This window comes from Acetomicrobium sp. S15 = DSM 107314, from assembly GCF_016125955.1.
GTDB classification, from domain to species: Bacteria; Synergistota; Synergistia; order Synergistales; family Thermosynergistaceae; genus Thermosynergistes; species Thermosynergistes pyruvativorans.
Map to the genome: position 1 here is coordinate 74851 of NZ_JADEVE010000415.1, position 12910 is coordinate 87760.

Sequence of the window (12910 nt, forward strand, 5' to 3'; positions counted from 1 at the left end):
CGATTTTTAGAGGTGTGGTTGAATAGTGTTTCCTCGATATGTCGATTACGATGGAAAGCCATTTTATGCCGAACGCGGTTGGCTCATAGGAGATGGCCAGATAGGGGGCAAGGCGAAGGGGATCGCCTTTGCCCAATCGGCCGTGGCCGAAGCCGAAATGAGCTGCGAAGTGAGCTTCCCTCATACTACTTTTGTCATCACTACGGAAGTTTTCGACGAATTTATGCGACGCAATGTCCTGGAACCGATAGTGCGGGGTAGCGAGGATTTTTCGCAGATAGAGAAAGCCTTTGAAGAAGCGCCGCTTCCGGAAAACGTAAGGAGCGCCCTCGCCGGCATCCTTCAGCGCATAGACAGCCCAGTAGCCGTGAGGTCTTCGTCGATCTTAGAAGACGACATAGCCTTGGCTTTCGCCGGCAAATACGAGACGCGCTTTTTCGGGAATCGAGGGAACTTGGAGTACCGGTTGCGCCGTCTGGAGCGCGCCGTAAAGCTCGTATATGCCTCTACGTTCAACCCTACGGCCAAGGCCTATAGGCGTAAGCATGGGATCAAGCTTGCGAGCGAAAAGATGGCGGTGATAATTCAGCCCGTAGTGGGTCGTTGCCGCGGCAATCTCTATTACCCGGAACTTGCGGGTGCTGCTTTTTCCAAGGTATTTCGCAGGCCAACACCGAGGGTGCGCAAAGAAGACGGCGTGTTGAGGCTCTGCTTTGGCTTGGGCACTCGCGTGGTGGGTCGCTCCTTCGCTCGCACCTTTTTCTTGTCGCACCCCGGGATTCGCCCTGAAGGAAATAGCATGGCTGACATACTTTCTCACGCCCAAGACGAATTCGATTACGTCGATCTGGAGCACGGTTTCTTGTTGGGGATGGATGCGAATAAAGCAATAAGCCACATCATGAAACATCACAAAAACGCAGCCTCGTTTTTGGAGCTCGCCTATGACGATTCCTTCCATTGGATTCTCTCCGAGGTGCGGCACTTAGCTTATGCTAAGGCGGTCTTCACTTTTAGCGACTTCCATCGCCGCTTCCCGTGCTTCTTCGATCAGCTTCGAAGGGTGCTTTCGCTGTTCGAGGAGACTATGAGGTTGCCCGTAGATATAGAGTTGACCTATGAGACCGAGGGCGAACAGATGAATATAGTGCAACTGCGCCCGCTCGCCACATATGAAGAGTTCGGGCGGGTGGAGATCCCGAGGGACATTCCTCGTGAGCGAATACTCCTGAGAGGGAGCGGCATGGTCTCGAACGGCGTATTGGAGAGGGTATCTCATATCGTATGTGTGGACCCATCGGCGTATCTGCGTTCAGACCCTCATCTCGTGGCCAGAGCCGTTGGAGCAGCCAATGAAGCGCTGAAAGGCGGTTATATCCTCGTCGGGCCCGGTCGTTGGGGAAGCGTCAACCCGGCCTTGGGCGTGCCGGTCCGTTACGGTGAGATATCGAACTGCAATTGTCTGGTAGAAGTAGGCTTCTCCAATTCGGGCATGGCCCCCGAACTCTCATATGGTACGCATTTCTTCTTGGATTTGGATGCTGACGGCGTGCTCTACCTTCCGGTCTTAGAGGGCAAAGAGGCGAACGTCTACAACAGGGAGTGGTTTTCTGAAAGTCCTTACGAGGAGGGGCAACATCCGGCTGTGCGCATATATCACGGCAACTTCTCCGTCTTGCTGGATGGGGAAAACGATGTAGGGGTAGTAATCGTCAATGAACCGTGACTATTTGCGCGCTTATGAGAGGTAGAGAGTTATGAATGACGCACGCAGGGCATATTTTTTGTGGGATCCCGCCGGGGACAGCGAACTCTCGTCGCTCATCGTAGGCGACGGGCACGTCGGGGGAAAGGGGCGCTCCCTCCTTTTCGCCATGAAGGTTTTGAGGGATAGAGGCCCGGAGGCGGTGCGCGTTTCTTTTCCTCCCTCTATTTTTATAGGCGTTGGGGTATTCCGGGACTTTCTTTCGAGTTTAAAGGGTTTCGACTTGAGAGGGATGCCCTTTGAAGCCGTTCAGGGGCTATTTCTGTCGCGTCCGCTTCCAGAATATGTGTATAAGAGATTGGAGTCCTTCCTGTCTGACGTGAGCGCTCCGCTGGTAGTGCGAAGCAGCAGTCTTCTCGAAGATTCAACGGAACGTTCCTTCGTGGGCAAATATCTAACTACGTTTCTGACCGAAGGCGGATCGATGACCTCGCGCCTGTGGAAGTTGGAGCGAGCCATAAAGCTCGTCTACGCCAGCACCTTCTCTCAGGCCGCGGAGAGCTACAGATCGAGGCATGGGTTAGGGGACGACGCCATGGGTGTGGTGGTCATGCGCATGGCCGGGAAGTGGCGCGGGCGCTATTATTACCCCACCACGGCGGGCGTGGCTTATTCGAGGAACTACAGACGCTGGTCGCCTCGCATTAAGGTCGAAGATGGGATGGTGCGCCTCTGTTTCGGCTTGGGGACGATCAGCACGAGGAGGGGGTATGCCAGGACTTTCTCGCTTACTAATCCGTATCTGAGGCCAGAAGGGCATGATCCGTTCAAGATAATGCGCCAGGCCCAAGAACGCTTTCAGGCTTTGGACGGCATGACAAAGGGAATCGTGACCCTCGACATCAAGAGGATGTGGCGCGACCTGATGAAGTATCATGACGACCTTGGGGTATTGGCGCAAGTTTACCGCCCGGGCTCCGAAGGCGGATATTTCGATTTTTTGGGGAGCCTCCTTTTAGATCCTCCTTCTCCTGGCACCAAGCCGTGTTTCACCTTTGAGGATTTTCCGAGGCGCTACCGACACTTCTTCGAGCGGATGAAGGGGCTACTTTCGTTTCTCGAAGAGGCCATGGGCATGGCCGCGTATGTCGAATTCGCCTACGAGACGGAAGACGACAACCTTGAACTCTTGGAGGCGCGCCCTCTATGGGAGAATAAACCGATGGGCGGCAAAAAGATCCCCGACCTGTCGGGCAAACGCGTGATACTCAAAGCTAACCGCATGGTCACCGACGGCTTTGTCGAAGGATGCCCATGCCTAGTGTATGTGGATTATCGCAGTTATGCGGCGGATAAGGATTACGCTGGGGTAGTCAAGGCCCTCGGTGAGTTGAACAAGCTCCTTGGGGGCGAGCGTTATATCCTGGTTGCGCCTGGGAGGGTGGGGTCGAGCAATCCAGAGCTCGGCGTCCCCGTGCAATATCACGAGCTCACCAACTGTCGTTGCATTGTTGAGGTCGGCTTGCCAAAGTTGGGCTTCATGCCCGAGCTCTCTTACGGCACCCACTTCTTCGCCGATCTCGAGGAGGAAAACGTCCTTTACATGCCGGTGTTCGAGGGAGAAGCTGACAACGTCTTCGATCAGGGTTGGTTTGAAAAGACCCCACACGAAGCCACACTTCACCCCACAGTGCGGCTCTATCGAGGGAGTTTTTCTGTCTATATGGACGGCGAGCGCAACGTCGGCGTGGTTATAGACGACCTTGCCGGGTGAGAGAGTTTGTACGAATTCAAGGTTTCGCGGCATGACGATGGGCGGAGGCTGGATAAGGTCTTGAGGGGTCTTTGGCCGGCGGTGCCTTTGAGTGCCATCATGCGCTCCATCCGCAAAGGTAACGTCAGGGTCTGCGGTCGAAAGGCTCACCCTTCCTCTCGTCTGCGCGAAGGAGAAAGGGTGAGCGTTCCCTGGGAAGCGCCTTCAACGAGGGGAACGCGCCCCATGCCTGGCCCGGTCGATGTGGTTTACATCGACGAGCATATGCTCGTGGCCAACAAACCCGCAGGCCTGCTGAGCCAACCGTCGAGTCGCACTTCAGACAGCCTTTTGGGGCGCATCGTGGCCATGTACGGGCGAGAAGGCGGCTTTCCTCCCACGCTGGTTCATCGTCTCGATAGAAATACTTCCGGTCTGGTCATGGCGGCGCTGGATGGGCTCTCTCTGCGCTCTCTCTCCGTTGCCATGCGGGAAGGGAAGATTTTTAAGCGTTACTGGGTCGTCGTGATCGGCGACCTCCCCGATAGGGGGGAGATCGATCTGCCGCTCGAAAAGGATACCGAGAGCAATATCACCTTTGTGTCGCAAAGGGGCTCGCGCGCCCTGACACGATATCGCGCCATTTTGCGATGGAAAGACTTCACTCTCGCCGAAATGGAGCTCGTTACCGGAAGGCCTCATCAGATAAGAGCCCACCTTGCTGCCATAGGCTATCCTATAGTGGGAGACGTAAAATATGGTGGCCTTGTAGCGAGGCGTTGGGAAAATGCCTTGCGCCCCCTGCTTCATGCGCGCGAACTCTCTTTTGGCGATATGCCCGACGCGCTCTCTGTCCTTTCTAATATGAGGCTCATCGCCCCTTTGCCGCCCGACTTCGAGAGGCTTCTCCCTCCTCAGACGGCACTCCTCGGGTAAGGCGCGGCGGCTTTTCAATATTGCCCCCATGGGGTATAATCGACCTACCAGAGCAAATGGGAGGGGATATTGTGGCAGATCTAAGGCTTGAAATTACAGAAGAAGCGAAAGACAAGCTTCGCAGGATGGGAACGAGCGAGGTCACCGTAGCTTTGGGAAAGGTCGGATTTGGCTGAAGCGCGTTCCTTTCTGCCCTCGTGAAGGGCGGCTCTCCGAGCGATAGGGAAAAGTTCCTCTCTCTCGCGGAGGACGGCTTTACCGTGTGGGTGCCAAAGGACATGCAGTTTCGCGATAACGTGGTCCGCTTGGACGTGAAGAGGGAGTTCCTGCGCAGCACGCTCGCGATTGACACGGCCGTTTTGGACTTCGGAAGTTGCTGATTTGGAGGTAGAGCTTGAAAGCTTGAAGAAAAGAGAAGCTCTCGATCTAAAGTGCGAAGAATGGGAGGCCTTGTTCGAGGGATGGAAGGAGCCGAGATATAGGGCCTCCCAGGTTTGCGACTGGATTTACAAAAAGCGGGTTCTTGGCTTCGACGACATGACCAATCTGTCTTTGCCCCTGCGCTCGCGCTTAAAAGAAGCGCTTGATCTTTCTCTGCCGGTTTTGATTGAGCGAAGGCAGTCCAGCCGTGGCGATGCCATAAAGTATCTGTGGAAGTTGCACGACGGGGAAAGCGTAGAGTCTGTAGTAATGCGCTACGAAGGGCGCGATACGGCGTGCCTTTCGACACAGGTGGGTTGTCCTTTGGGATGCTCTTTTTGCGCTACCGGTAAGAGCGGCTTCGTGCGAAACCTCACCTCCGGCGAAATTGTCGGGCAATTCCTGGCCATGGAAGCCGACATCGGCGACTCCATAGAAAACGCAGTGTATATGGGTATGGGAGAGCCGTTCCTGAATCTGGATGCGGTTTTCGATAGTGTCCGCAACCTGAACCATCCCAAGATGCGCGCTCTCGGCATCCGCCACATTGCCATCTCGACCGTAGGCATCGTGTCCGGCATAAGGGCCCTGGCGCATTCCGGCTTGAAGGTACGCCTCGCCGTTTCGCTTCATGCCCCCAACGATGACCTACGGACGCAGCTTATGCCGGTCAACGTCTCAAATCCTCTGAGTTCGCTGTATAAAGCCCTTAAGAGTTTTCAGGAGATTACCGGAGAGCGCATCTCCATAGAATACATGCTCATAAGCGACATCAATGACGAGCTGAGCCTGGCCGACGAGCTTGCCGATTACCTCAAAGGCCTCCATGTTTACATCAACCTGATACCTTATAATCCCACTGATGGGTCTTTCAAGCGGCCTCCTCGCGGAAGGGTGGAGGCGTTCAGGAAAAGGCTCGAAGAATTGGGATACGAGGTGGCCCTGCGCAAAGGGTTGGGTGTCGACATAGAGGCAGCTTGCGGTCAGTTGCGACGCCGCACATTGATATAATTCCTTTGTCTTCGATGGGGGTTGACTCAACGAGGGAAGTGGAAGCCGATGGCAAGACATAAGAAGGCTACTTTATGGTTGGCAGTGTTGGGCGGCGTGTTGTTTACAGGGGCCATCGGACTTAGAGTTACTACCGATTTATCTTGGTATGATGCGTTGTTTTACACAGTGATCACCCTCACCACAGTAGGTTACGAAGCTCCACCTAATTTGACACCCCAGGCAAAACTCTTTTTGATAGCGTTCGTAGTGAGCGGATTTGGCATTGCAGGGATAGCGCTGACGCAATTGGCCCAGCATTTTTTCGTCGAAAGGATTTCTGAGGCCCTTGCCATGAGGAGGGATCGCAGGATGCACGACGCGCATGATCATTGGATCATATGCGGCCTTGGCAAAGTTGGTAGTCAGGTAGCCGAGCAAATGCTGAATAAACGTATAGATTTCATCGCAATCGATAGCGACGAAAAGAAGGTCTCGGAAGCCAAAGATAAGGGATGCATTGCCATCGTGGGAGACGCTACGCAGGAATATACATTGTCGGAAGCTGGCATAGAAAGGGCGAAGGGGATGGTCGTAGCTCTTTCCTCGGACGCTCAAAGCGTTTACGCAGTTTTGACGGCAAGAGCGCTGAACAAGAAACTGCGGATTGTCGCTAGGGCCAACGAGAGACAAGGAATAAGCCTATTGTATCGAGCTGGCGCTGATAAGGTAGTCAACCCAGCTCGAACTGGCGCCATTGCGATGTATCGCGCTGCGACGTCGCCGGCAGTTGCGGATTTTTTAGAGTTGATAGAGCTGTCCAAAGACATGGATTTGAGTTTTGATTCTCTCAAACTGGCAGACGATAGTTCCTTGGTGGGTTTGACTTTGGCAGAATCTCCGCTGAGGCGCGAATATAATTTAATGGTAATTGCCGTCCGGCGCCCATCCGGAGTTGTGGAATACAACCCGTCCGGGGATTTTCGATTAGAGTCTGGAGATGAGATAATAGTACTGGGTCCTCCGAAAAATATCGATGCTTTGAGAAAAGCAGGTTCGCAAGTCGGGTAAGAAGGACAAAAAGTACCTAAAAATGCCTTTACTCTTCAGAAGCTTCGCTGTAGGAAATTAAGATGTCGACTTCAATCGGTACATGTATCACCAATCAGGAGCATTTTCAGGTTGGCAAACACGCCTTTGCCGTATCTTTCCTCAAAATTAAATCTCTCTGAAATGTATTTCTGTTTAGGCATCGTTAAGCCTCTTAGAGTTTTTCTCAGAGGCACGAGACGGTTTTTCAGATGCCTGTTCTATCTGCTCTGAGAGCTTGATTATGTCTGTGGCGTTTCTGGACTTAGTGAGATTTTCTTTTGTATCTGCGTCGGCCGTCGGACCCTTTAAGGCCCTATTTAGCGGTATATCCATATCGTAGGTCTTGTGTACTTTCCCGTCCTCCTTTTGTCTCGATACGAGCCTCATATGTGGCATAAATATATTGTGCCTTATCGTTATGAGCCTGAGCAAAAGCCAGAGCGCTTCAAGCTTCTCATCGGTATCATATCTCCTTCGCCAGGTATATGTCCTCACCATAGGCCAGTTCTCGCTCTCTGTGCAGGGTGAGTTGTTTTTCATGTACTGCCGTGCCGAGGAAAAACCGAGTTGTTGTTATGTGCGCGGCATACGTGTTAAAATAAATACACCCTTGCTCAGAGCGGGCCTTGCCCTCCCTTGGCAATGGGATTTCGTGTTTATGAGGTGAGACGGGTGGACAAAGAAACAAAAGGGCACATCATTGACGAGTTCCGTATTCACGCTGCGGATACAGGATCTCCAGAGGTGCAGGTGGCGATCTTGACGCATCGTATAAATCAATTAACCGAGCACTTGAAGGTTCACGGCAAAGATCACCACTCTCGAAGAGGGCTTCTCAAAATGGTGGGCAAACGGCGCAAGTTGTTGAACTATCTGAGAGAGAAAGATTTCGGTCGATACAGAGATCTCATTCAGCGCCTCGGTTTGAGGCATTGAGGATCTTCTATACAGGGCAGTTTATGTGCGAGAGAGGCGGGGGCGGTGCTCTTGCCTCTGTTTTTCCTGTTTGCGGATTGTGCATGTCGGTTAAAATGTCGTGCCACACCGAGCGCGACGATATGGGAACGCTAAGGATAGGCATCGAAACTCCAAAGAGGAGCCTACGACATGCTTTTGCTAACCATAAGAAGGCGAAAGAGGAGGAAGAGATAGAAGGATGACGGATGTTTTTCGGATTGCCGTGGGTGATCGCGATATTATCTTTGAGTATGGCCACTTAGCCAAACAGGCCAATGCGGCCGTCAAGGTTTCATGCGGCGATACAGTGCTTTTGGTTACGACCTGTATGTCAGAAGAACCGCGGGAGGGGTTGGACTTTTTCCCCTTATTAGTTGATTACGAAGAGCGTTTTTACGCGGCCGGCAAAATCCCCGGCGGGTTTATCAAGAGGGAGGGGCGCCCGTCTGAGGGAGCGATACTCAATGCCCGCCTCATCGACCGCTCGATCCGCTCGCTTTTCCCTGAGGATTTGCGCAACGATGTCCATGTGGTGGCCATGGTGCTCTCCGTGGACCAGCAGAATGCCCCCAGCGTACCCGCAATAAACGGCGCATCTGCTGCTTTGACCATTTCCGATGTTCCGTGGAATGGGCCGGTAGGGGCTGTGCGCATCGGTCGCATCGATGGGCATTTTATCGTGAACCCTACAGAGGAAGAGATGGCCCACAGCGAGTTGGATCTAGTCGTGGCTGGTCATGCCGACGGCATCACGATGGTAGAGGCCGGCGCCAATGAGATACCGGAGGATTTGATGATAGAGGCCTTGGATCTGGCGCAGGCGGAAATAAGAAAGATAACGGCGGAGCTGGTAAAGATTCGCGAACGTCTCGGCAAACCGAAAGCGGAAGTCCCTCCGCTTCAGTCGATACCCGAAATCGACGAGTGGATAGCTGAAGAATGCCTTGAAGGCATACGTAGAGCAGTTCGGATCAATGAGAAGAAAGAGCGCAATACGGCCATAAGCGACGTTATCAAACGAGCCGTGGAGCGCTTCCAAAGCTCCTATCCCGACTCTGCGGCATATGTAGTCTCGACAGTGGAAGGCCACGTGAAAAGGGAGCTGCGGGCCATGATCCTCGAGGAGAAGAGGCGTCCGGACGGACGAGCCATGAATGAACTTCGCCCGATAAGCTGCGAGGTTGGGGTTTTGCCGCGCACCCACGGCTCTGCGCTCTTCACGCGCGGCCAAACGCAAGCTCTCGTGGTTACGACCCTCGGCATGGTAGGCGAGGACGAGCAGATACTCGACAGCTTGAAGTTGGATGAACCGCCCAAGCATTTCATGCTTCACTATAACTTCCCTCCTTTCTCGGTCGGAGAGGTACGCCCAATGAGAGGCCCTGGGCGCAGAGAGATAGGCCATGGCGCGCTTGCAGAGAGAGCCATAGCGCCCCTCGTCCCCAAAGAGGGCGATTTCCCATACATAGTGCGCGTGGTATCTGACATCTTGGAATCCAACGGTTCAAGCTCCATGGCCAGCGTCTGCGGGGCCAGCATGAGTCTGATGGACGCCGGTGTTCCGGTAAAAAAGGCATGTGCCGGTGTCGCTATGGGCCTGATAAAAGAGGGGGACAAGGTGGAAATCCTCACGGACATTCAAGGGCTGGAGGACCACTACGGTGACATGGATTTCAAGGTGGCAGGGACCCGCGACGGCATAACCGCCCTGCAGATGGACAACAAAGCGGGCGGTATAGATAGAGGGATACTCGAGCGGGCCCTCTCTCAGGCTAAAGAGGCACGACTGGCGATACTCGATATCATGGAGAGCGCCATTCCGTCTCCGCGCGAGTCGCTTTCCTCCAACGCTCCGCGTATCTTCACCATGACCGTGCCTCAGGAGAAGATCAGGGAGATCATCGGTCCGGGCGGCAAGACGATACGCGATATCGTCCAGAGGACAGGAGTGAAGATCAACGTGGAGGATGACGGTCGCGTTTACGTGGCCGCCTCTTCGGAAGATGCCGCTCACGCTGCGATCAAAGAAATCTCCGGCATAACGAAAGATGTGCGTGCCGGCGAGGTGTATGCGGGCACTGTGACGCGCATAATGAACTTCGGCGCCTTTGTGGAAGTCTTGCCAGGCAAAGAAGGCCTCCTCCACGTCAGCGAGATCAGCGATCGTCGAGTGCCCAAGGTTGAGGACTTTTTAAAGGTCGGCGACAAAGTGCTGGTCATGGTAAAAGAGATAGACGATCTGGGCAGGATCAATCTCACGCGCAAGCGCCTTTTGGAGAAGGCCGACGAACTCGAGTTGGACGAGGAGTGTAGGGCCATGTTGGCTGTAGAAAAGGAGCATGAGGAGAGCTTTGCCGCATCGCATCCGGCGTCTCGACCTTCTCACGGTCGCAGTGAGGGGGGGGACCGCCGATCCCATGGATACAGAAGAAGGGATGATAACCGTTAAAGTAGCACGGAAGCGTGAAGCGCTGTCGTGCAAGCTTCCCTCTTACGTGACGCTCGGCGCTTCCGGTATGGACCTGCCGGCGGCGGAAGAAGTGACGATAAATCCTGGAGAGTGGGTCTCCGTGGGAACTGGCTTATGCATTGAACTTCCATCGGGTTACGAAGGGCAAGTCCGTCCCCGCAGTGGGCTCGCTTTGAAGTGGGGAGTTACGGTCTTAAACGCTCCCGGTACCGTGGATTCCGACTACAGGGGCGAGGTGAGGGTGATCCTCATAAATCACGGCAAGGACCCTTTCCATATCGAAGTCGGCGACAGGATCGCCCAATTAGTCATTGCTCCCGTGGCGCGGGGGGAGCTGCAGGTAGTAGACGAGCTTTCATACACGGAGAGGGGAAAGGGCGGTTTCGGTAGCACGGGGTTGTAGTTGACGGCAATGGGCAGCGTAGCGATCTATGCTGCCCGCTGTAAATTGCTACGATAAAGCGAAAGGAGGAACGAGAAGGATGAAGAGGTTTTCGATGGCATTTTTAGCGGTTTTCGTTTTTTTTGCGATGTCGAGCGCGGCAGGCGCTGCGGAGGCGGTGAAGATAGGCCTTCAGGCTCCGATCACGGGTCAGTGGGCTTATGAAGGACAAATGGCGAGGCAGTCCGTCGAGGTGGCTCTTCAGATGATCGCCGAGGAGGGCGGCATCCTGGGCGGCAAAGAGATCGAGCTTGTCGTAGCTGATGATGCGTCAAACCCCAAGGATAGCGCGCTGGCAGCCCAAAGGCTCGTGTCTCAGAAGGTGGCGGCAGTCATAGGTACCTATGGCTCATCGGTCAACGAGCCCGCCGCCGACATCTACGAGCAAAACAAGATGGTGGACATTGCCTACGGTAGCACGGCGGTCAAGCTCACCATGGCCAAAGAGCGCAAGTATTTCTTCCGCACCTGTGGTCGCGACGATGCCCAAGGGCAGTTTTTCGCCCAGTATGCAGTTGAAGTCATGGGGGCCAAGCGGATAGCGATCATGCACGACAATACCACCTTTGCGAAGGGCGTGGCCGAGGAGGCGAAGAACGCCTTAAAGCCCTATATCGAGGTAGGTAAGGCAGAGCTCGTATACTACGACGCCATAGCGCCGGGCGAGAAGGATTTCTCACCCTCGATCACGAAACTCAGGGAAGCGAAGCCCGATGTGTGGTATTTCACCGGGTATTATCCTGAGGCGGGGCTTTTGGTGCGCCAGGGGCGCGATGCCGGCGTGACCTGTCCCTTCGTCGGCGGTAATGCGGCCATCAACAGCGACTTCGTGAAGATTGCCGGCCTTGAGTACGCCAAAGGCTCCTTGCTCACTCAAGAGCCGATGCCCAGCGACTTGGATACGCCGAAGTCCAAGCGTTTCCTCGAGCTTTATCGTTCCAAACACGGCGATATTCCTTCGAGCCCCTGGCCGGTATACGCCGCCGATGCGGCCTTTGCGCTTGCATGGGCCATCGATAAAGCGGGTCCCGCCGATTCCGATGCGATCGCATCTGTCTTGCGCAACCAGATGGAAGGGTGCACCGGTGTGACCGGAGCGATAGCTTTCACCGAGCGAGGCGACAGGAAGGGAGTTCCCTATAAGATGTATGTCGTCGACGGCGAAGGCAATATAGTGCTTTACAAGCCTTAGAAGAGATTATTGAGGATAAGCGAAGGATAGGTCCCCGTGGGCGTATTTTTAGAACAGCTCGTTAACGGGCTTACTATCGGTTCGTTTTATGCCCTTGTAGCCTTGGGGTATTCGATGGTCTACGGCGTGATGAAACTCATAAATTTTGCCCACGGGGATCTCTTTGCCTTGGGTAGTTATGTTGGTTATGCTATTCTCGTCTACGGTTCGTGCATCATAACGCGCACCTTCGGCGTTTGGGCCGGCATGGCCATCGCCATGGCGTGCGCGTTTCTTTTGGTGGGGGCTGCCGGCTTGGCCATGGAGAGGATCGCGTACAGGCCTGTCACGGCAGCCGGGCGGCTTCCTCTCGTGGTCTCCGCGCTCGGCGTTTCCATATTCCTTGAGAACGCCATCATGGCCATATGGGGGCCTCGTTACCAAGCTTACCCTGCGACCGTCGTGCCCTCTGTGTCGTGGAATATAGCGGGATTGCGCATCACGGCCATGCAATCTTTCATTTTGCTATTTTCTCTTTTTCTCATGGCGATGTTATATTACATCGTGCAGAAGACCAGATTCGGGGCTGCAATTCGCGCGACGGCCTTGGATCGAGAGATGGCCACGATGCTCGGAGTGGATGTCGACGCGGTGATTCGGTTCATATTTTTCCTGGGGCCGGCTTTGGGAGGCATGGCGGGAATTATGAACGGCATGTACTATCGCCAGATCTCCTTTGCCATGGGTTGGAATTACGGGCTCAAAGCCTTTACCGCCACCATCTTGGGCGGCATAGGAAATATCCCTGCCGCCATGGTGGGCGGCCTGCTTTTGGGCATCCTGGAGATGCTGGGGGCCGCTTACATCTCAAGCGCGTGGAAAGATGTCTTTACCTTTCTCGTCCTGATCCTGGTCCTCATCGTCCGTCCGACCGGACTTGTGGGCGAGCGGATTGCCGAGAAGGTGTAGTTGCC

General features: G+C 54.4%; 11 protein-coding genes. 10 read left to right on the forward strand and 1 reads right to left on the reverse strand.

The features are described 5' to 3' along the window. Positions 1 to 25 precede the first annotated feature (25 nt). The 5 genes from EZM41_RS12390 to EZM41_RS12410 all read left to right on the forward strand — a co-directional run bounded on the left by EZM41_RS12390 (position 26) and on the right by EZM41_RS12410 (position 6875). Complete coding sequence (locus EZM41_RS12390; RefSeq protein ID WP_342449327.1) at positions 26 to 1726, forward strand: PEP/pyruvate-binding domain-containing protein; 1701 nt, start codon at positions 26 to 28, stop codon at positions 1724 to 1726. A 31-nt stretch (positions 1727 to 1757) separates the two neighbouring features. Then, positions 1758 to 3479: a PEP/pyruvate-binding domain-containing protein gene (locus EZM41_RS12395; protein ID WP_198471439.1), complete on the forward strand. Its 1722-nt coding sequence runs from the start codon at positions 1758 to 1760 to the stop codon at positions 3477 to 3479. A gap of 6 nt (positions 3480 to 3485) precedes the next feature. Then, entirely contained in the window at positions 3486 to 4394 is a 909-nt protein-coding gene (locus EZM41_RS12400) for an RluA family pseudouridine synthase (RefSeq protein WP_269778908.1), read from the forward strand. A 402-nt stretch (positions 4395 to 4796) separates the two neighbouring features. Beyond that, positions 4797 to 5825 carry a 23S rRNA (adenine(2503)-C(2))-methyltransferase RlmN gene (rlmN, locus tag EZM41_RS12405; protein ID WP_198471649.1) on the forward strand — a complete coding sequence of 343 codons (1029 nt, stop codon included), beginning with the start codon at positions 4797 to 4799 and terminating at the stop codon, positions 5823 to 5825. Positions 5826 to 5873: 48 nt separating this feature from the next. Beyond that, positions 5874 to 6875 (forward strand): potassium channel family protein, encoded by a 1002-nt coding sequence (locus EZM41_RS12410; protein WP_198471441.1) that lies wholly within the window; start codon positions 5874 to 5876, stop codon positions 6873 to 6875. 174 nt (positions 6876 to 7049) lie between these two features. On the opposite strand, the gene EZM41_RS12415 is transcribed toward EZM41_RS12410, so the two are convergent. Continuing rightward, complete coding sequence (locus EZM41_RS12415; protein WP_198471442.1) at positions 7050 to 7394, reverse strand: hypothetical protein; 345 nt, start codon at positions 7392 to 7394, stop codon at positions 7050 to 7052. 144 nt (positions 7395 to 7538) lie between these two features. Here EZM41_RS12415 and rpsO point away from each other — a divergent pair, with 144 nt between their 5' ends. From rpsO to EZM41_RS12440, 5 genes are all read left to right on the forward strand, one after another. Continuing rightward, positions 7539 to 7832, forward strand: coding sequence for a 30S ribosomal protein S15 (rpsO, locus tag EZM41_RS12420; RefSeq protein ID WP_198471650.1), 294 nt, complete (start codon positions 7539 to 7541; stop codon positions 7830 to 7832). 220 nt (positions 7833 to 8052) lie between these two features. Then, positions 8053 to 10302 carry a polyribonucleotide nucleotidyltransferase gene (locus EZM41_RS12425; RefSeq protein ID WP_198471443.1) on the forward strand — a complete coding sequence of 750 codons (2250 nt, stop codon included), beginning with the start codon at positions 8053 to 8055 and terminating at the stop codon, positions 10300 to 10302. Further along, positions 10271 to 10726, forward strand: coding sequence for a dUTP diphosphatase (gene dut, locus EZM41_RS12430; protein ID WP_232619373.1), 456 nt, complete (start codon positions 10271 to 10273; stop codon positions 10724 to 10726). The genes EZM41_RS12425 and dut overlap by 32 nt, the downstream gene beginning before the upstream one ends. Positions 10727 to 10805: 79 nt before the next feature. Beyond that, positions 10806 to 11957 (forward strand): branched-chain amino acid ABC transporter substrate-binding protein, encoded by a 1152-nt coding sequence (locus EZM41_RS12435; protein WP_198471444.1) that lies wholly within the window; start codon positions 10806 to 10808, stop codon positions 11955 to 11957. A gap of 36 nt (positions 11958 to 11993) precedes the next feature. After that, the gene (locus EZM41_RS12440; RefSeq protein WP_198471445.1) at positions 11994 to 12905 is read left to right on the forward strand and encodes an ABC transporter permease subunit; all 912 of its coding nucleotides are present in this window, start codon (positions 11994 to 11996) and stop codon (positions 12903 to 12905) included. Positions 12906 to 12910: the final 5 nt, after the last annotated feature.

Excerpts from the sequence above, each read along its gene's own strand:
- EZM41_RS12395 (WP_198471439.1), top strand. The coding sequence starts at position 1,758 with ATGAATGACGCACGCAGGGCATATTTTTTGTGGGATCCCGCCGGGGAC.
- EZM41_RS12410 (WP_198471441.1), top strand. The coding sequence starts at position 5,874 with ATGGCAAGACATAAGAAGGCTACTTTATGGTTGGCAGTGTTGGGCGGC.
- EZM41_RS12415 (WP_198471442.1), bottom strand. The coding sequence starts at position 7,394 with ATGGTGAGGACATATACCTGGCGAAGGAGATATGATACCGATGAGAAG.
- rpsO (WP_198471650.1), top strand. The coding sequence starts at position 7,539 with ATGGGATTTCGTGTTTATGAGGTGAGACGGGTGGACAAAGAAACAAAA.
- EZM41_RS12425 (WP_198471443.1), top strand. The coding sequence starts at position 8,053 with ATGACGGATGTTTTTCGGATTGCCGTGGGTGATCGCGATATTATCTTT.
- dut (WP_232619373.1), top strand. The coding sequence starts at position 10,271 with ATGGATACAGAAGAAGGGATGATAACCGTTAAAGTAGCACGGAAGCGT.
- EZM41_RS12435 (WP_198471444.1), top strand. The coding sequence starts at position 10,806 with ATGAAGAGGTTTTCGATGGCATTTTTAGCGGTTTTCGTTTTTTTTGCG.